16 protein-coding genes are annotated in these 19656 nt (G+C 32.8%); 11 read left to right on the plus strand and 5 right to left on the minus strand.

All coding sequences use genetic code 11. From position 1 onward, the window contains the following. Positions 1-45: 45 nt before the first annotated feature. Entirely contained in the window at positions 46-816 is a 771-nt protein-coding gene (gene fabI, locus SH09_RS11680; protein ID WP_042739825.1) for an enoyl-ACP reductase FabI, read from the plus strand. 280 nt (positions 817-1096) lie between these two features. On the opposite strand, the gene cozEa is transcribed toward fabI, so the two are convergent. Continuing rightward, entirely contained in the window at positions 1097-2182 is a 1086-nt protein-coding gene (cozEa, locus tag SH09_RS11685) for a lipoteichoic acid biosynthesis protein CozEa (RefSeq protein ID WP_042739826.1), read from the minus strand. Between the two features lie 331 nt (positions 2183-2513). On the opposite strand from cozEa, the gene SH09_RS11690 reads away from it, so the two are divergent. The 3 genes from SH09_RS11690 (at position 2514) to SH09_RS11700 (ending at position 5521) form a co-directional block, all read left to right on the plus strand. Further along, complete coding sequence (locus SH09_RS11690; RefSeq protein WP_042739827.1) at positions 2514-4088, plus strand: alanine/glycine:cation symporter family protein; 1575 nt, start codon at positions 2514-2516, stop codon at positions 4086-4088. Positions 4089-4179: 91 nt separating this feature from the next. Further along, the gene (locus tag SH09_RS11695) at positions 4180-4926 is read left to right on the plus strand and encodes an esterase family protein (protein WP_042739828.1); all 747 of its coding nucleotides are present in this window, start codon (positions 4180-4182) and stop codon (positions 4924-4926) included. A gap of 85 nt (positions 4927-5011) precedes the next feature. After that, positions 5012-5521 (plus strand): YjcG family protein, encoded by a 510-nt coding sequence (locus SH09_RS11700; protein WP_042739829.1) that lies wholly within the window; start codon positions 5012-5014, stop codon positions 5519-5521. Positions 5522-5852: 331 nt separating this feature from the next. On the opposite strand, the gene ltaA is transcribed toward SH09_RS11700, so the two are convergent. Then, positions 5853-7046, minus strand: coding sequence for a lipoteichoic acid biosynthesis MFS flippase LtaA (gene ltaA, locus SH09_RS11705; protein ID WP_042739830.1), 1194 nt, complete (start codon positions 7044-7046; stop codon positions 5853-5855). Continuing rightward, positions 7024-8199, minus strand: a complete 1176-nt coding sequence (locus SH09_RS11710; protein WP_042739831.1) for a diglucosyl diacylglycerol synthase — start codon at positions 8197-8199, stop codon at positions 7024-7026. The genes ltaA and SH09_RS11710 overlap by 23 nt, the downstream gene beginning before the upstream one ends. Positions 8200-8630: 431 nt before the next feature. Here SH09_RS11710 and SH09_RS11715 point away from each other — a divergent pair, with 431 nt between their 5' ends. The 7 genes from SH09_RS11715 to SH09_RS11745 all read left to right on the plus strand — a co-directional run bounded on the left by SH09_RS11715 (position 8631) and on the right by SH09_RS11745 (position 18694). Then, positions 8631-10115 (plus strand): UDP-N-acetylmuramoyl-L-alanyl-D-glutamate--L-lysine ligase, encoded by a 1485-nt coding sequence (locus SH09_RS11715; protein ID WP_042739832.1) that lies wholly within the window; start codon positions 8631-8633, stop codon positions 10113-10115. Further along, positions 10096-10344: a YueH family protein gene (locus SH09_RS11720; RefSeq protein ID WP_261793607.1), complete on the plus strand. Its 249-nt coding sequence runs from the start codon at positions 10096-10098 to the stop codon at positions 10342-10344. Before SH09_RS11715 ends, SH09_RS11720 begins: the two co-directional genes overlap by 20 nt. A gap of 12 nt (positions 10345-10356) precedes the next feature. After that, the gene (locus tag SH09_RS11725) at positions 10357-11919 is read left to right on the plus strand and encodes a peptide chain release factor 3 (RefSeq protein WP_042739834.1); all 1563 of its coding nucleotides are present in this window, start codon (positions 10357-10359) and stop codon (positions 11917-11919) included. A gap of 466 nt (positions 11920-12385) precedes the next feature. Continuing rightward, on the plus strand, positions 12386-13180 hold the full coding sequence (locus SH09_RS11730) for a TerC family protein (RefSeq protein WP_042739835.1): 795 nt from the start codon (positions 12386-12388) through the stop codon (positions 13178-13180). 518 nt (positions 13181-13698) lie between these two features. Beyond that, a complete protein-coding gene (locus SH09_RS11735; RefSeq protein ID WP_042739836.1) occupies positions 13699-15612 on the plus strand; it encodes a S1C family serine protease in 1914 nt (637 codons plus the stop codon). 18 nt (positions 15613-15630) lie between these two features. After that, positions 15631-16989, plus strand: a complete 1359-nt coding sequence (locus SH09_RS11740) for a TrkH family potassium uptake protein (RefSeq protein ID WP_042739837.1) — start codon at positions 15631-15633, stop codon at positions 16987-16989. Positions 16990-17185: 196 nt separating this feature from the next. After that, complete coding sequence (locus SH09_RS11745) at positions 17186-18694, plus strand: bifunctional metallophosphatase/5'-nucleotidase (protein WP_042739838.1); 1509 nt, start codon at positions 17186-17188, stop codon at positions 18692-18694. A 102-nt stretch (positions 18695-18796) separates the two neighbouring features. Here the strand turns inward: SH09_RS11745 and SH09_RS11750 are convergent, their stop codons facing one another. Both SH09_RS11750 and SH09_RS11755 read right to left on the minus strand, forming a co-directional pair. Beyond that, complete coding sequence (locus SH09_RS11750; RefSeq protein WP_042739839.1) at positions 18797-19399, minus strand: CPBP family glutamic-type intramembrane protease; 603 nt, start codon at positions 19397-19399, stop codon at positions 18797-18799. A 5-nt stretch (positions 19400-19404) separates the two neighbouring features. Then, a complete protein-coding gene (locus SH09_RS11755; RefSeq protein ID WP_042739840.1) occupies positions 19405-19590 on the minus strand; it encodes a YkvS family protein in 186 nt (61 codons plus the stop codon). Positions 19591-19656 lie beyond the last annotated feature (66 nt).

The following is a 19656-nucleotide window of genomic DNA, read 5'->3' on the forward strand; positions in this document are numbered from 1 at the left end:
ATCTCGAACCAGTTTAAATTGAATATTTTCAAAAGGAGTTATATCATGTTTAATTTAGAAAATAAAACATATGTTATTATGGGTATCGCTAATAAGCGTAGTATTGGTTTTGGTGTAGCTAAAGTATTAGATCAACTTGGTGCGAAATTAGTATTTACATATCGAAAAGAACGTAGCCGTAAAGAGTTAGAAAAGCTTGTTGATCAATTAAATCAAAAAGAACATCATATCTTCCAAATTGATGTTCAAAATGATGAAGATGTTATTAATGGTTTCTCAAAAATTGGTGATGAAGTAGGTCATATTGATGGCGTGTATCACTCAATTGCATTTGCTAATATGGAAGACTTACGTGGTCGTTTCACTGAAACATCTCGTGACGGTTTCTTATTAGCACAAGACATCAGTTCATATTCATTAACAATTGTTGCACGTGAAGCTAAGAAATTGATGCCTGAAGGTGGTAGTATCGTTGCTACAACTTACTTAGGTGGCGAATTTGCAGTTCAAAATTATAATGTAATGGGTGTAGCTAAAGCAAGTTTAGAAGCAAACGTACGCTATTTAGCATTAGACTTAGGTGAAGATAACATCCGAGTAAATGCCATTTCTGCAGGTCCAATTCGTACGTTAAGTGCTAAAGGCGTTGGCGGATTTAACACAATTTTAAAAGAAATTGAAGAACGCGCACCATTAAAACGTAACGTAGATCAAGAAGAAGTTGGTAAAACAGCTGCATATCTATTAAGTGATTTATCTAGCGGTGTAACTGGTGAAAATATTCATGTCGATAGTGGATTCCACTGTATTAAATAATATATAAGATTGAACAATAATGAACTACTACTGAAGTATTGTTACTTCGGTAGTAGTTTTTTATGCTTAATTTGATGCAGTAAAGAATTTCATAGAATAGATTGAGTTACAGTCAAAGGTTGAATATATAAAATTAATAGAATATTTTTATTAGTGGATATATCGACTGTCATCATAGTCTAAAAATCTAAAAAAATAGAGAGCTAATCCGTATTGAATCATACGGGTTAGCTCTCTTATTTAATATTAAAACTTTATTACTTAATGATTTAGCATAATGTTAATCTTTGACATCACTGTTTGCTTTATCGATGATTTGTTGTCTATAGTTATAAATATTTCTGACTATCGTTTTTATCACTGCGTAAAGTGGTACGGCTACAAGGATTAAAGTGAAGCCACCTAAATTACCCGCAGCAAGGATTACTACAATGATTGTGAGTGGATGAATGTTTAATGATTTCCCCATAACATTTGGTGTAATAACATTACCTTCTAACTGTTGAGCAATTAATGTAATAATACAAACCCAAATAAATGTTGCTGGACTTTGGATGATAGCAATAATAGCTGCTGGTGCAAATGCCATCCATGGTCCTAAGAAAGGAATCATATTAGCAATACAAGCAAACATAACTAATAGTAATGTGTAATTTAAACCAACAATTGTGTAACCGATGTATAAAATGATTCCTAAGATAATACTTACGGTAACTTGACCTTGGATATAAGATTTAAGTGTGTTATCTAAATCTTTTAACAATTCTACAACAAAAATCTTTCTATTAGATTTAAATAATTTTGCGATAAATGGAATGAATTTCTCGTGATCTTTTAACATATAGATTAAGAAAAACGGTACCATTATGAGTAAGAATAATGTAGAAATGAATGACGTAATATAAGTGAATGAGTTTGAAAGGATATCTGCAACGCTATCACTCATATTTTGTACCATTTTATTGATTCGATCAGTCACATCTGATGGTAGTCTCTCCATCTGATCAAGAGAGAAATTAATAATATGTTGTACCTCATGTTGTAACGTAGGAATTTGATTAATTAAATTCTCTATTTGCTCCATTAATAATGGACCAACGATACCTACAATAATACTAATAATAATGATTAAACCAATAAAGATGATTAAAATGCTTCCCCATCGAGGGACTTTGTATTTTTCCAATAACTTTTGAAATGGTAAACAAACATAGAATAGAAATCCACTCAGTAAGAATGGAATCAATACTGACTGAATAATCACAATAAATGGAGTAAAGACGCTATGGACTTCCATTGCTAGTTTAATAAGTAGAAACAGGATTAATAGCGCGATACCTGTTCTAAACCATACTTTATTTAGCATGGGGCAGTTCCTCCTAAATTTAACTTTAATTGAAGTACTTTTCAGTATATATCATAAATAGAGAGAACAAAAGATAAAACTTAATAGTAAATAAAGAAGATAAGCTACAGTATAGTCTTTATTTAAAGATTTAATTATAATTACTTCAACGTTTCTTTATAGTAGTATTACGTTAACACTATAATACGATAAAATGTTTATAAATTAGTGTTTATTAACTTTATAGATAATTAAAAAATAACTTTAGAAATTCATTGCGAGGAACTTTTCGCACGTGTATAATGAGTAAAAATATATCATTTTACATATTGTACAATAAGGGGGATACATTATGTTCGAAAGTTTTCTTACTTGGATTTATGATATTGTGTGGAGTAAGCCATTAGTTTACGGATTATTATTAACGGGGATTATTTTTTCATTGATGATGCGCTTTTTCCAAGTGCGTCACTTTAAGGAAATGATTAGATTGATGTTTCATGGTGAGAAATCACCAACGGGTATTTCAAGTTTCCAAGCGATTGCATTATCGCTTGCAGGTCGTGTTGGAACCGGGAATATTGTTGGTGTGTCAACTGCTATATTTATTGGTGGTCCTGGAGCAGTGTTTTGGATGTGGGCTACGGCGTTCTTAGGTGCGAGTAGTGCATTTATAGAATCGACGTTAGGTCAAATATATAAACGAGAAGAAAAAGGTCAATACCGTGGTGGTCCAGCGTTTTATATTGAATCAGGTATTAAGGGGAAAATGGGCAAAATATATGGTTTAATATTTGCTGTTGTAACGGTTGTATCCGTTGGTTTACTTCTACCGGGTGTACAATCCAATGCAATAGCTAGTTCGATGAAGAATGCATTTAATATCCAACCTTGGATTATTGCTATCGCGCTTGCAATTATTTTAGGTCTCATTATATTTGGTGGAATAAAATGGATTGCGAATGCAGCAACAGCAATCGTACCTTTTATGGCAATAGCTTATATTTTAATGGCAGTTATTATTATCTTTTTAAACATAGAGCAAGTTCCAGCGTTATTTGCACTTATCTTTAAATCAGCATTTGGTTTACAAGCAGCATTTGGTGGAATTTTTGGAGCAATGATTGAAATTGGTGTTAAAAGGGGACTTTATTCTAACGAAGCTGGTCAAGGTACTGGCCCACATGCGGCAGCAGCTGCGGAAGTATCGCATCCAGCTAAACAAGGATTAGTTCAGGCATTCTCAGTATATGTTGATACATTATTTGTATGTACAGCTACTGCATTAATTATTTTGTTATCTGGCACGTATAATGTATCTAGTAATAATGGTGAGACAACAGATAAGTCTAATTTAATTAAAGATAATGGTATTTTTGTTGAAATGTCTAATGGAGATAAGGATTACTCAGGAACTGCAATGTATGCACAAGCTGGTATCGATAAAGCATTCCAAGGTGGTAGTTATCACTTCGATCCAGCATTTTCAGGTATAGGTTCATATTTTATTGCTTGTGCATTGTTCTTCTTTGCATTTACGACAATTTTGGCATATTACTATATTGCTGAAACTAATATTTCATATTTAACTAGAAAGCGTTCAAAAAACTTTAGTTTCTTCTGGATTAATGTCACAAGAATTGTACTGATTGTTGCAACGATTTATGGTGCAGTTAAGACGGCAGATATTGCATGGATGATGGGGGATTTAGGTGTCGGAATGATGGCATGGTTGAATATCATTGCGATTTGGATATTGCATAAACCTGCTATCAATGCACTTAAAGACTATGAACAACAGAAAAAACAACTGGGTTCAGGCAAAATGGCAATTTATAAACCTGACCCTAAAAAGTTACCGCAAGCTACATTTTGGTTGCATGATTATCCGAAACGCTTGAAAGAAGAAGAGAATATTAAGTCATAGAACTAATACTAATAAAATATAAAGCGAATTATTTTAAAAAATTGCGTCTCTTGGTACAATGTCATTAAGACAACTAGGGGGCGCTTAATTTATGTATGAATTTCAACCGGGAAACATTAATAAAATAGAATTTCCAAGTGAAATATTAGAAAGAGATGTCACGTTATCGATTTATTTACCTAAGGACTTTACTGAACTTTTTAAATATAAGGTTGTATTTTGTTTTGATGGTTTGGACTTTTTTAGTTTTGGTAGAATTCATCGAACATATGAGCAATTAAGAGCAGAAAATAAAGTTGAACGTGCTATATTTGTTGGTTTTCATTATGAAGATGTGGACAAACGCCGTGCTGAATTTCATCCACAAGGTGCTAGAACGCCATTAACTGTGAAAGCTGTTGCAAATGAAATATTGCCATTTATAGATCGAACATTTCCGACATTTAAAGTGGGTAATAGTCGCATATTATTAGGCGATAGTTTAGCTGGAAGTGTCGCATTAATGACTGCATTATCGTATCCTAGGGTATTTAGTCAAGTAGGTATGTTAAGTCCGCAACATGATGAGGTTATAACTACAATGTTTGACCGTTGTCAATTTCAAGAACAGCTTACTATATGGCACATTGTAGGGCTTGAGGAAGATGATTTTGAATTACCAACAACTGGTAAGCGAGCTGATTTTTTAACGCCGAACCGTGAATTAAATCAACTTATTGCAACATCTGGTGTTACATATCATTATTTCGAATTCGATGGCGGCCATAGATGGAAATCGTGGAAGCATTACTTAGACGATTTACTAATTTATTTTTTATCAGATAATATTTCTTTTTAATTATCTGAAGTAAATTTAGTTTAAAGTAACGAATTTTTAGAAAATTTGATATAATGAAAGTATGTTAAACAAAGGAGGAATTTAAATGATTTTAGGATTGGCATTAATTCCGTCGAAAGCATTTCAAGATGAGGTAAATGCATATCGTAAACGTTATGATAACCATTATGCGACAATTATGCCGCATATTACGATTAAGGGGCAATTTGAAATAGACGATAGTGAATTAGAGTCTGTAAAGGATGTCATTAAATCTAGACTTGAAGGTATTCCAGCTGTAGAGGTACATGCTACAAAGGCATCTAGTTTTGCTCCTACAACGAATGTCATTTATTTTAAAGTACAAAAAACAGAAGCGCTTGAAAAATTATTCAATCAGTTTAATAAAGGCGATTTTTATGGTGTAGCAGATCATCCATTTGTGCCTCACTTTACGATTGCTCAAGGACTTACAAGCCAAGAATTTGAAGATATTTACGGTCAATTAAAACTTGCGGGAATTGATTATAAAGAAACGATTGAACAACTTTCTTTAGTTTATTATGAGGAAAAAGAAGAAAAATGGAAGTTACTAGAAAGCTTTAATTTAGCTTAAGCTAAAGCCCATTAATTGTTAATCAACGTTTACTTGTTATATTTAGGAATTAAAAATAGTACCAGTTAATATATTATGGTGCTCAATGACTGATGGTCTCTATTGTTATATAGATAGGGGCCATCTTTTTTTGATTTTATTCAATAATTAAAATCAAAATATTGAAAGTAGAAGTATAATCCATTTTCGAAAATTAGATTTTCGAAGTAAATACAATTAATAAATGGAGCGAATAACAATATGTAAGTTATTAATATAAAAAATAGAGTTAATCCGCAATATGCGAACTAACTCTTATGTGGAAAATGGATTGTGATAATCCAAGCTATATTTAATCACGCTGTGCTTTTCTAACTTTAATAAAGTAAACACCATAGAAAATGGCTAGGAATAAAAAGACGAACGCTGAGAAATAAAATGTGTTATTAACAGATTTAGTGAATTCTGTAATCAATCCACCGACAATTGGACCAATCATAGAGCCGAAACCTTGAATACTATTAAATACACCCCATGTTTCCTCTTGTTCTTCTTGATGAATGTGACTTGCCATAAATGTATTCCAAGCTGGTAACAATAAACCATACATTAAACCAATAAATACTGCTAAAATCCATACAAGGTAAATATTTGTAATTAAAGATAGTGCAAATATCATCAATGTATAAAGTAAAAATCCACCAAAGATCATGCTATACATAAATTTGTGTCCATTATTATCAATAATCTTTGATAAAAACAACATTGAAAATGCACAAGCAATACCACCAAAGACGATAGCTAAAGTATATTCAACAGTAGAAACGCCTACCACTTTAGTTGCATATGTAGGTAAGATTGGTACTAACGCCGTAATTGACGCACCTTGTAATAAAATACCAGGAAATAGTAGTAAATGTCTCTTGGTTACATTTACAATTTGACCAACTTGTTGCTTTACTGGACGCGTATTATAGTTTGTTAATCTGATTTTTACAAAATAATATAGAATCCAAGCGATTAATACGACAAATGACATTAAAAAGGCGAATTGTGTAGGGTGGAATTTAAATATAATATTCATTCCAACCATTCCGACAAGTAAACCTAATAACCATGAAAAGTATACATAACCCATCTGTTTACCGCGATGGTTCTCATCTACACTAGCCAACATAATCACCCAGATTGGACTGACCGCAATACCGAGTAAAACAGCACTAAGTATTAATACAATTGGAGCAGTAGGGAACCATATAACTAAGAATAAGCTAACAAAGGCTAATAAAAAGCCTAGTGTTAATACGAGCTTTGCACCTAAACGCTTTAAGAGAAATCCTATCACAAAATTGGTTGCAGCATCAGCAATAAAATGAATAGAAATAGCAGTAGATGTTATACCTACCGCTATTGACGTTGCTGTTGGTAACAGCGATAGGTAACTTAACACGTACATACCTCTCGCAAATTCCATCAAAAATAGAATGATTAACATAATTATGAAATTTTTAGAAATGCCATTTTTATTTAACGAAGAGCTTTGCATATAAAGGAACCTTTCCGTAAACATCCTCATAACGAGATGAATGGTCAATTAAGTCTAATAAATCTATACATAATTTATACGTAGAATAAGGTATACGTGAATCATTCATTGCTTGCGACATTGAAGCTAAAGCTGTAGGTGTATTAGTTAAAGCTGCAACTTGTTTAATCGCTTCTTCGGGCGTATCTGCAATGCGGCCGTATCCCTTTTGCTCAAAGTAGAGTGCATTCTCTAATTCTTGACCTGGTGCTGGATTTAAGAAAATCATTGGAATTTGTCGTGTTAATGCTTCAGAAATCGTAATGCCACCTGGCTTAGTAATCATAAGTTGACTCGAAGCCATCCATTCATTCATATGTTTGGTATAACCAAGAATTAAAACATTATCATAATCTTTAAATATTGCTGATAATGAACGTTTAAGTTCTTTACTCTTACCACAAATCATCACGACTTGTGAATGAGGACTGCTTTCAAGTATTTCTTGAATCATTTGATCAAAACCTTTAGATACACCAAATGCACCTGCCGACATTAAGATTGTTGGTTTATCTGGATCTAAGTTGTTCTGACGTAACCAAGTTGCTTTATCAATATCTTGTTCAAATTTATCTGAAATCGGAATACCTGTAACTTTAATTTGTTCTCTTGGAACACCAATATCCATAAATTCACTCTTCAACTCATCTGTTGCTACGTAGTATCTTTGTGAATGTGGGGTAATCCAGTTCTTCTGTAAGCGATAGTCAGTCATAACAGTTGCGATAGGAATATTCATATCGAATTGTTCTGTGAGTACTGACATGACTGGTGTAGGAAAAGTTAATAAGATTAAATCAGGTTTTTCCTTTAATAACAGGTTAATCAATTTATTTAGTCCATAATACTTATAGAAACATTTATCTATTTGGTCTGGGCGACTATAGTAAAATGCCTTGTACATTTTTCTGAAATATTTAAAGCTATTAATGTACCATTTCTTACATATAGAAGTCAGAATTGGGTGAGCTTCTAAAAATAAATCGTGTTCAATAACAGTTAAATTGTCTAGATTCATTTCATTAAATTGATTTACGACACTTTGCGTCACCTGTAAATGACCATTACCAAATGAGCCAGTAATAATCAATATTTTTTTATTTTGAGTAACCATTAATAGCCACCCTCCAATAGTATAATTTATCTCATGCTAAGTTTAACGCATTTTTTTATCATGCGAAAGAAAAAACACAATAATTAAAGATTATATCATTTTACTTTACGATATGAAATAATTCATACTGAATCATGAGTTTATATAGCATAGAAATTATATTGTTTTATACATTACCCATACCACTAAAGTGAGATTATATGCCATGTATAAGTGGAATTAAGAAATATTATAAGAAAAATTAACATGGATAACATACAAAGTTAATATTATTAGTATATCGTACAAATTCAATCTATAGAATCAATTGAATATTGTGAACGATAATTATTAGCATTATATTTTAACTTTAAGTGAGTAACTATTAGATTCTATAAAATAAAACGAAAATGTGTATAATAGTAGTATTGGAAATAAAGGAGCGATTAAAGTTGGACGCGAATGTGTTATTTGAAAAAATTAAAGTAAAACAAGTCAAAGGAACATTAAATAGAGCGGTAGATGATATTACTACAGATTCAAGAACTGCAACAACAGGTAGTATATTTGTAGCTTCCAAGGGTTATACAGTCGATAGTCATAAATTCTGTCAAGATGTTGTTGATAATGGCTGCCAAATTGTTGTGGTAAATAGAACTCTAGATTTATCAGGTGATGTAACACAAGTGGTAGTTCCAGATACGTTAAGAGTTGCAAGTTTATTGGTTAATTTATTGTATCAATATCCAAGTAAGCAACTTGTTACCTATGGTGTGACGGGTACAAATGGTAAGACTTCTATAGCAACAATGATTCATCATATTTATAGAAAGCTTGGAAAAAACAGTGCTTATTTAGGTACCAATGGCTTTCAAATTAATGAAGATAAAACGAAAGGTGCAAATACGACTCCCGAAACTGTTGCACTAACAAAAAAGATAAACGAAGCGGTTGAAAAAAGTGCTGAAGCAATGACTTTAGAAGTTTCAAGTCATGGATTATCACTTGGACGTTTAAGTGGTGTAGATTTTGATGTTGCTATCTTTTCAAATTTAACACAAGATCATTTAGACTTTCACGGTACGATGGAAGCATATGGTCATGCTAAATCTTTATTATTTAGTCAATTAGGTGAGGATTTATCCAGAGAAAAATTTGCAATCTTGAATAATGATGATACATTCTCAGATTATTTGAGAACTGTAACACCATTTGAAACATTTACTTATGGTATTGAAAATGATGCACAGTTTAAAGCACAAAATATTATCGAATCATTACAAGGTGTGACTTTTGACTTTGTAACACCTGAGGGAACTAAAGTTGTAAAATCACCATATGTGGGTCGCTTTAATGTTTCAAATATTATGGCTGCAATTATCGCTGTATGGAGTAAAGGTATTGCGATGCAAGACATTATTGAAGCAGTTGAAAATTTAGAACCTGTTGAAGGTCGTTTAGAAGTTCTAGATCCAGAACTACCAATTGATTTAATCATTGATTATGCACATACAGCTGATGGTATGGATAAATTAATTGATGCTGTTAAACCATTTGCTAAGCAAAGATTAATCTTTTTATGTGGCATGGCCGGTGAACGAGATATGACAAAGACACCAGAAATGGGCCGTGTTGCTTGCCGTGCTGATTATGTCATCTTCACACCGGATAATCCAGCAAACGATGACCCTAAAAAATTAACCGCTGAGTTAGCAAAGGGCGCAACACACAATAATTATATTGAATTTGAAGACAGAGCAGAAGGTATTCGACATGCGATTGAAATTGCAGAACCTGGTGACACAGTAGTACTAGCATCTAAAGGACGTGAACCATATCAAATTATGCCTGGACATGTTAAAGTACCACATCGTGATGATTTAATTGGTTTAGAAGCAGCGTATAAAAAATTTGGTGGTGGACCTGTTGAAGGTTAAAAATATACAATATAATGACATAAAATCACATGTCTATATATATGATAATAAAGTCGGGCAATGTTACATGATTGCGTTGCCTGATTTAAATTGGTCTCTAGAGATAGATATGTCTTTAAATGAGGATGAATTAAAGGAAGAAATTGTGATACACTTATTTACGTTATTAGATGAGGAGACGGCGAGTCGTATTGCTGATGACCTTATTCAATGGATAATTGAGAATTAAAGGAGATTATAAATGAGTATTAAGGAAGAAGTTGAATCAAGAAAAACCTTTGCAATCATTTCTCATCCAGATGCTGGTAAAACAACGTTGACTGAGAAATTATTGTTATTCGGTGGCGCGATTAGAGAAGCTGGAACAGTTAAAGGTAAAAAAAGTGGGAAGTTTGCAACAAGTGACTGGATGAAAGTAGAGCAAGAACGTGGAATTTCGGTAACAAGTTCAGTAATGCAATTTGACTATGATCATTACAAGATTAATATCTTAGATACACCTGGTCACGAAGATTTTTCAGAAGATACGTACAGAACACTTATGGCAGTGGATAGCGCAGTCATGGTAATTGACTGTGCGAAAGGGATTGAGCCACAAACGCTAAAGCTATTTAAAGTTTGTAAAATGCGTGGTATTCCTATTTTTACTTTTATCAATAAATTAGACCGTGTCGGTAAAGAACCATTTGAATTACTAGACGAAATTGAATCTACATTAAATATTGAAACATATCCAATGAATTGGCCTGTGGGAATGGGGCAAAACTTCTTTGGTATTATCGATCGTGAATCACGTACAATTGAACCATTTAGAGATGAAGAAAATATCTTACATTTAAACGATGATTATGAACTTGAAGAAGACCATGCAATCACTAATGATAGTGCCTTCGAACAAGCGATTGAAGAATTGATGTTAGTCGAAGAAGCAGGAGAAACATTCGATAATGAAGCATTATTAAAAGGAGACTTAACACCGGTATTCTTTGGCTCAGCTTTGGCTAATTTCGGTGTTCAAAATTTCTTGAATGCTTATGTAGATCATGCACCAATGCCAAATGCACGTCAAACAAACGAAGATGTTGAAGTAAGTCCATTTGATAAAGATTTTGCAGGATTTATCTTCAAAATCCAAGCTAATATGGATCCAAAACACCGTGATAGAATTGCGTTTATGCGAGTAGTAAGTGGTGCGTTTGAACGTGGTATGGATGTTACATTACAGAGAACGAAGAAAAAACAAAAGATAACGCGTTCAACTTCATTTATGGCTGATGATAAAGAAACAGTAAACCATGCTGTTGCAGGAGATATTATCGGTTTGTATGATACTGGTAACTACCAAATCGGAGATACTATTGTGGGCGGCAATCAAAAATTCAGCTTCCAAGACTTACCACAATTTACACCTGAATTATTTATGAAAGTTTCGGCGAAAAATGTCATGAAGCAGAAGCACTTCCATAAGGGAATTGAGCAGTTAGTTCAAGAAGGTGCGATACAATACTATAAAGCATTACACACTAATCAAATTATTATAGGTGCTGTTGGTCAATTGCAATTTGAAGTTTTCGAACATCGATTGAAGAATGAATATAATGTTGATGTTGTAATGGAACCAGTTGGTCAGAAGATTGCACGTTGGATTGAAAATGAAGATGCCATCAAAGATAATATGAGTACTTCTCGTTCAATTTTAGTAAAAGACATTTATGATAATTTTGTATTTTTATTTGAAAATGAATTTGCAACTAGATGGTTTGAAGAAAAGTTCCCAGATGTAAAATTATATAGTTTGTTATAATTCTAAAATTTGTGTATAATACGTTTATCAATAGAATACCTATGACTTTGTGGTCAGAGGGGAGTAACTCAACTGTTATATTTAAACAGCTTAATTAATGATATTTCGTCTATTATTGGTGAATATTGTTAACCTGTTTATAAATAGAGTCATCTTATCGTCATTACGAAGATGATTGGTTTAGCATTGAACCGTAACTCATTCAGTTATTGGTATAGTGTCGTAGATATATGTTATGGATAAATGAGCATGTATCATATAAACGACTGTATAATGTTAAGTCAGTTTAATTTTCCGGTAAGGTGGGCAACAGCTGTTGTCGAGTGAGACCTTTGCTATAAGTGAAATCGTTTTATTTTTTGTGCTATTTTTTATTTTAAAATAAACAATTAATATCTTGGGATTTGCACTGACTTAGCTTAGGTCTCTATTTTTATGCTTAAATTTAAAAGGGAGTTGTACAAAGATGGATGCGAGTTTGATTTTACAATATTCGTGGGTATTAATCGTATTAGTCTTCTTAGAAGGCTTGTTGGCTGCGGATAATGCCGTAGTTATGGCTGTGATGGTAAAGCATTTACCGCCTGAACAAAGAAAGAAAGCATTATTTTATGGTTTATTAGGTGCATTGATTTTCCGTTTTATTTCATTATTCTTAATCAGTATTATTGCTCACTTCTGGTGGATACAAGCACTAGGCGCAATTTACTTAATCTACATGTCAATTAAGAATTTAGTCGCCTTCTTTAAAGCTAAAGATAGTCACGAACAAGAAGGTGGCGACGATCATCATTATGATGAAGATGGTGAGGAAAAGAAAGCCAGTCCAAAGGAATTCTGGGGTACAGTACTTAAAGTTGAATTTGCTGATATTGCCTTTGCGATTGATTCGATGTTAGCAGCCCTTGCAATTGCTGTTACATTACCAAAGGTTGGTATTCATTTTGGCGGGCTTGATTTAGGTCAATTCATCGTTATGTTCTTAGGTGGTATGATCGGTGTTGTAATTATGAGATTTGCAGCATCATGGTTTGTTAACTTGTTGAATAAATATCCTGGTTTAGAAGGTGCTGCCTTTGCCATCGTAGGCTGGGTAGGTATTAAATTAGTTATCATGGTCTTATCACATCCTGATATAAAAATCTTGCCAGAAGAGTTTCCACATACAGCATTATGGCAATCTATTTTCTGGAGTGTCATGATTCTATTGGTAATTATCGGTTGGTTAACTTCATTAAGAAAAAACAAAAAAAATAACTAATATAATAATGGTGGATATAGAGTATCGCACTAGTAAAGTGTCAACCCAAGAGATGTATTCTTTTGGGTTGTTTTTTTATTAATAACTAGTTTGTTGGGAAACTTAGGACAATATTTTGTAACAATCATCATATACTTTGTATAGAGGTCTCTAAATTTTATATGTTGTACATAGGCGTTTCTCAATAATATACAATCGATACAATTTATGACAAATACACAAGAATATAGCCGTGGATTTTATAAATAGAATTCACAATGTTAGATTTATCTATAGTTGGAGTATCCAGGATGAAATTTTATAAAAATAATACATAATTAGATGAACAAAGTGGTAAGCATGTAGGGTATAGAAATTAACGTTATTTTTAAAATTATGTTCACTTAGTTAGAAAATTATGCCGAAAGTGATTATAATCAAATTAAATCTACTTTTATAAAACAAAATAAAGAAGAAATATTAATTTTAATATGGCATAATAGAAAGATAAGGTATATGTAGTTTTAGGGGGAATTATGATGGCGAACAATAAAAAACATGTCATCCCAAAAGCCAAATATGGTCGGAAAAGAAGGGAATACTTTCACAATGAAGAGCGGGAACAACGTCTTCAACAAGAACGGCAAGAGCAAAAGGAACAGGCAGCGAAGGAACAAAAGCTTGCCAAAAATAATGAAGAGCGCGTGAAAGATAATTTAAGGAAAGCAAGAATTGAGAAGTTAACTCAAGAAGAAATTCAGCAACAACAAGCAATAGCAGCTGCTAAGCAGAATGAAACTCAAGCTGACGCAAAGGATATAGATATGCCTTCAAAGCAGGAAGAAGATGCAAAAAATAAATCTTCTGAGCAACTAGAGTCAGAGTCTAAAGCGCAGTCTTCAAATGAGAAACAGCAGAAATTAAGAACTGATAAAAATATTCATGACGGAAAGACGAATAAAAATCCTAAAGAAGAACATTTAATGTCAAATGGAAATCAACAACCACATCATTCTAAAGCTCAAGATAATGATGCAGAGCGTGATGGTAAAGAAAAGGATCAACCAGAGACAACTGCACATGATAAAACAACAACTAATAAAGCAAAAACTGATTATACAACAACAGATAATAAAAAAGAAAGTGCAGCTATTGCTACAGATAAACAGCAAGATTATTTCTATTCGGAAGAAGCACAAAAACATCGCGTGAATAAATATGTTGATGATGAGAAAGACTATCGTTACAATTCAGCTCAAAATACATCACAAAGAGATGAAGGCAAACAACATCAGAATGCGTCAACAAAGATTAAACATTTCTTTAAAACATATTGGGCTCAAATATTAATTGTAGTTGCAGTTATACTTGTACTTACATTAATAAATGCAATATTCTATAATGTTGATCAAAGTGGTAAGACGAAAGATAGTATATTCCAAAGTAATAAAGATGATAATAAAACTTATACAGCAACAATGAAAAATGCCAATAATGCAATTCATTCGGTAGTAACAGTAGATAACGATACATCAAGTGGATACTCATCTGCAGATAAGGAAACACAGGAAGCGGATAAACAAAATGAACTTGGTTCAGGTGTCGTCTACAAAAAAGTGGACGACTCTATTTATGTTTTAACCAATGCGCATGTTGTTGGTAATAAAAAAGAGCAAAAAATTACATATGGTAATGATAAGATTACAATTGGTAAAGTAATCGGTTCTGATAAATTTTCAGATATTGCAGTAATCAAAGCAAAAGTGAAGGGTAATCAAGATGTAAAACCGATGAAATTGGGTGATTCAAGTACACTTGTACTAGGTGAACCTATTATTGTTGTCGGCAATCCACTTGGAAATGACTTTAAAGGTAGTGTATCTGATGGTATTATATCCGGGTTAAATAGACATGTTCCGGTAGATATTGATAAAGACGATCAATATGACGTGCTGATGAATGCATTTCAAATGGACGCTCCGGTTAACCCTGGTAATTCAGGTGGGGCTGTTATTGATAGAAATGGGAAACTTGTTGGTATTGCATCGTTAAAAATAGATATGGATAATGTGGAAGGTATGGCCTTTGCAATTCCAATTAATGATGCACAATCTATCGCAAAGCAATTGGAAACTAAAGGTAAGGTGAACTATCCAAATACGGGTGTTAAAATTGTAAATGTTGCAGATCTTGATGATGCTGCTCGTTCTACAATAAACTTGCCAAATGATGTAAATAAGGGTATAGTCGTAGCCGATATTAAAAAAGATTCTCTTGGTGATAAATCTGGCTTGCAAAAAAATGATGTCATAGTAGAATTAGATGGTAAAGATGTTGAAGATAATCTAAGATATAGACAGATCATTTTTGCGCATAAAGATGATTTAAAGACATTGCCAGCAAAAATATATAGAGATGGTAAGGTTAAAGATATCAACATTAAATTGAAATAACGTTGGGGTGAATATAGATTGTCCATTTTCAATCAATTATTAAAGAAATCTAGCCCACAACAAGGGATTGTATTATATTATCTTGTTGCGATTATCGTAGCGTTCTTATTGCTTAATTTGCCATTTGTTCATAAACCGGGCGTACATGTCGACCCGGTTGATTCTTTATTTGTGGCCGTATCGGGCGTTAGTGTTACAGGGCTTACACCAATCAATATTGCTGATACATATAGTACATTTGGACAAATCATCATTATGATTATATTAAATATTGGTGGTATTGGTGTCATGGCAATTGGTACAATGCTATGGGTTGTGTTGGGCAAACATATTGGTATGCGCGAGCGTAGATTAATCATGTTAGATAATAATAAAGATACAATGAGTGGTACAGTTAAGCTGATTTTAGAAATTGTGAAAACAATCTTAATGATTGAGCTTATTGGTGCAGCATTGTTAACTTTTTATTTTTATCGAGATACACCTGATTTACAATATGCCATCATGCAAGGTGTGTTTGTTGCTGTTTCAGCAACTACTAATGGCGGATTAGATATTACGGGTCAATCTTTGATTCCTTATGCTAGTGATTACTTTGTGCAAACTATAGTGATGTTTTTAATTGTATTGGGTTCTATAGGTTTTCCTGTGTTATTAGAAGTTAAAGCATATATAAAAAACAGAATTCCAAACTTTAGATTTTCACTTTTTGCAAAGATAACAACAGTTACTTATTTGGCATTGTTTGTCTTTGGAACGATTATTATCTTGTTATTAGAACATAATCATTCATTTAATCATATGTCATGGCATAAGTCATTATTCTACGCACTGTTTCAATCTGCATCCACAAGAAGTGCAGGTTTGCAAACTATAGATGTCAGTCAATTTGATGAAGGTACGAACGTAATTATGAGTATTCTGATGTTTATTGGTTCTTCTCCAAGTTCAGTAGGTGGGGGAATAAGAACCACAACATTTGCGATATTGATACTATTTTTACTTAACTTTAGTAATACTGCGGAACGTACATCAATAAAGGCATTTAATAGAGAGATTCATGCTACAGATGTTCAACGATCATTTGCAGTTTTTACAATGGCTTCAATATTAACCTTTACGAGCATGATTGTTATACTAGTAGTGGAAAATGGAAAACTAAGTTTTTTACAAGCATTCTTTGAGGTCATGTCAGCCTTTGGTACTTGTGGTTTATCATTAGGAATAACTGGTGATGTGAGTAGTACGACGAAGCTGATATTAATGTTATTGATGTTTATCGGTCGTGTCGGTTTGATAAGCTTCATCATTATGATTGGTGGCCGAAGAGAACCCGATAAATTCCATTATCCAAAGGAACGCGTTCAAATCGGATAGATACGTTAATTTATATTCAGTTTAAATATTAATAGGATAGGCATAACGGTATTAGAATTATTTCTAATGAAAACGTTGTGTCTATCTTTTTTATTGCTTAAAATAATAAGCATATTAGAAAATTTTTATTAGTGTTGTAATTAGTGTCAACAAAAAATATATCATGTTAAACTGTTGTTAATGAGGAGAGAGGCTTATGAAACAAAGTGAAAAAATAGCGATTGATGTTATCACAACTTCAGATATGCACAGTCATTTCCTTAATGGCGATAATGGCTCGAATATCTATCGAGCAGGCACATATGTAAATAAAGTAAGAAATGAAAACAAGCATGTTATTTTATTAGATAGTGGCGGCAGTTTGGCAGGATCATTAGGTGCATTTTATTATGCTTTGGTAGCTCCTTATAAAAGGCATCCAATGATTAAATTGATGAATGCAATGCAGTATGATGCGAGTGGAATTAGTCCCAATGAATTCAAATTTGGACTGTCCTTTTTCTCGAGATCTATTGCGTTGTCTAGATTTCCATGGTTATCAGCAAATATCGAATACCAACAAACACGCGAGCCATATTTTTCAACCCCTTATACAATTAAACAAATAGAAGGGGTTAAGATAGCCATAGTCGGTTTAACTTCAGACGGATTGATGGAACGCGAGCATTTTGAAATGGAAGAAGACGTTCAGATAGAGAAAACATTACTTTCTTCTAAACGCTGGATTCGTTATATTCATGAGACGGAAATGCCAGACTTTCTTATTGTTATTTATCATGGTGGCTTGAATCAATTGAATAAGTCCGGTAAAGAACGCGAAGAAAAGGTAAATGAAGCGGAAAAAATCATGCAAACGCTTGGTGTTATTGATTTACTTATTACAGGGCACCAACATCAAACCTTTATAGGTAGAGATGATCAAACACTTTATGTACAAGCAGGACAAAATGCAGAGCAATTAATTCATGTGAATATTAATTTTAAAAAACGCACAAGTTCGTATGAATTGGAAAATGTTGACTCACATATTGTCGATTTAAATGAGTACGAAGAAGATGAACATTTATTGCATTTAACACATTATGACCGTAAAGCTGTTGAATATTGGTCAACAGAGACGCTAACCAATCAAGGGGTAAATGTCACTGTTGATGGTTTGGCCGATGTTATATGTAAACCACACAAATTTACGCAACTACTACATGATAGTATTAGATTGAAATATAATTATGATATTTCCTGTGTTCATTTACCTACAAATGGAGAAAGTGGCTTAACAGAAAGTGTGACAAATGGCTCCTTGTATTATGCATATCCTCACCCAGATGTACCAGTAGATTTAACATTAAAAGGTCAGCATATTAAAGATATACTTGAATATGGATATTCACATATTGAATTTAGCGATGGAAAATTGAGCCTGACTATTATTGATGAAACGCTTTGTACATTTTGGCAAGGTGTAGATTATACTATAGATATGAACGCAAAACCTTTTGATAGGGTTACGTTAAATAATATTAAATTGGATCATGTCTATAGAGTAAGTATGACAGACTATTGTTATAGAAATTACCGCCAATATTTAGAAAATGCCGTTATACATGATACAGGTGATGTTACTATGTTTGAGTTAATATCAAAAAATTTAAAAGATGAAACATATACCATTAAACAACAGCAAACATTTAATGTCCTCACATAACGAAAGCAGCTAGGCATTGGGTAACATAAAATGTTTGAGAATACAAAAAAGCAGGTTACTATGCATTAGAGCGGTAACCTGCTTTTTATCTTAATTATTAAACTATGCGTGGAATAATAGAAGAATTACAACAGCAACAATTTGAGCTACTACAGACGTTGCAATTCTTCGTGTATAAAGATAACTTATTGAAAGAACGATTTGAACTAAGAATACGAAAAATACAATCCACATCTTATCTAGATAGAAAAATAATGAAGCCGAACATAATGCCGAAATAATTACACCTATCCAGCCTGGGATATTTAATTTAAGTAATTCCTTTTGCAAAACCGTTCTCATATAAAGTTCATGACACGGTATAACAAAAACTAATGTTACTAACATTTGCCATTTAAAATATACACCAGTTCTTGTCAATTCTTTAATTAATTCTGAGTATTTCAAATCAGCAACCATTGCCGATGTAATAAGCTGTATGAGAATGAGTACCACACCAACTAATATCCCTATACCTAGTGATGTAAGGAGGCGCTTGGATTCAATATCTCTTTGGTAAAAAACATAACTTATGCCTGCAATTAACATAATGCCTGTGTACAGATACCAATATACTTGCTTTTCACCCCACATAACATACAAGATGACGTGAAAGATAATAAAGCTTATTACAAACCATATTAAAGCTTTTGACATTTTATTCATTGAGCTTAACCTTCTTGTTCAACGATTTTGTATCGTTTATGATTAATGACAGTCTTCTCTGGCAAGTCTAGATCATTGAAGTTCTCCATAATTGTTAGATCAACAATTACTGAATTATCATTAATTTTTTCTACGCGGCCTTTTAATCCGTCATAAAATTCTACTATATTTCCAACTTCTGCAACAGTCATCTTTAATCCTCCCTAGAAATGCTAACTAGATAGTATTATACAAAAAAATCATCTACAAATAAACAA

The organism is Staphylococcus gallinarum, assembly GCF_000875895.1.
GTDB lineage: Bacteria > Bacillota > Bacilli > Staphylococcales > Staphylococcaceae > Staphylococcus > Staphylococcus gallinarum.

What these genes read in the sequence shown, in the direction of transcription:
- fabI (WP_042739825.1), top strand. Translation starts at nt 46, where the DNA reads ATGTTTAATTTAGAAAATAAAACATATGTTATTATGGGTATCGCTAAT.
- cozEa (WP_042739826.1), bottom strand. Translation starts at nt 2,182, where the DNA reads ATGCTAAATAAAGTATGGTTTAGAACAGGTATCGCGCTATTAATCCTG.
- SH09_RS11690 (WP_042739827.1), top strand. Translation starts at nt 2,514, where the DNA reads ATGTTCGAAAGTTTTCTTACTTGGATTTATGATATTGTGTGGAGTAAG.
- SH09_RS11695 (WP_042739828.1), top strand. Translation starts at nt 4,180, where the DNA reads ATGTATGAATTTCAACCGGGAAACATTAATAAAATAGAATTTCCAAGT.
- SH09_RS11700 (WP_042739829.1), top strand. Translation starts at nt 5,012, where the DNA reads ATGATTTTAGGATTGGCATTAATTCCGTCGAAAGCATTTCAAGATGAG.
- ltaA (WP_042739830.1), bottom strand. Translation starts at nt 7,046, where the DNA reads ATGCAAAGCTCTTCGTTAAATAAAAATGGCATTTCTAAAAATTTCATA.
- SH09_RS11710 (WP_042739831.1), bottom strand. Translation starts at nt 8,199, where the DNA reads ATGGTTACTCAAAATAAAAAAATATTGATTATTACTGGCTCATTTGGT.
- SH09_RS11725 (WP_042739834.1), top strand. Translation starts at nt 10,357, where the DNA reads ATGAGTATTAAGGAAGAAGTTGAATCAAGAAAAACCTTTGCAATCATT.
- SH09_RS11730 (WP_042739835.1), top strand. Translation starts at nt 12,386, where the DNA reads ATGGATGCGAGTTTGATTTTACAATATTCGTGGGTATTAATCGTATTA.
- SH09_RS11735 (WP_042739836.1), top strand. Translation starts at nt 13,699, where the DNA reads ATGGCGAACAATAAAAAACATGTCATCCCAAAAGCCAAATATGGTCGG.
- SH09_RS11745 (WP_042739838.1), top strand. Translation starts at nt 17,186, where the DNA reads ATGAAACAAAGTGAAAAAATAGCGATTGATGTTATCACAACTTCAGAT.
- SH09_RS11750 (WP_042739839.1), bottom strand. Translation starts at nt 19,399, where the DNA reads ATGAATAAAATGTCAAAAGCTTTAATATGGTTTGTAATAAGCTTTATT.
- SH09_RS11755 (WP_042739840.1), bottom strand. Translation starts at nt 19,590, where the DNA reads ATGACTGTTGCAGAAGTTGGAAATATAGTAGAATTTTATGACGGATTA.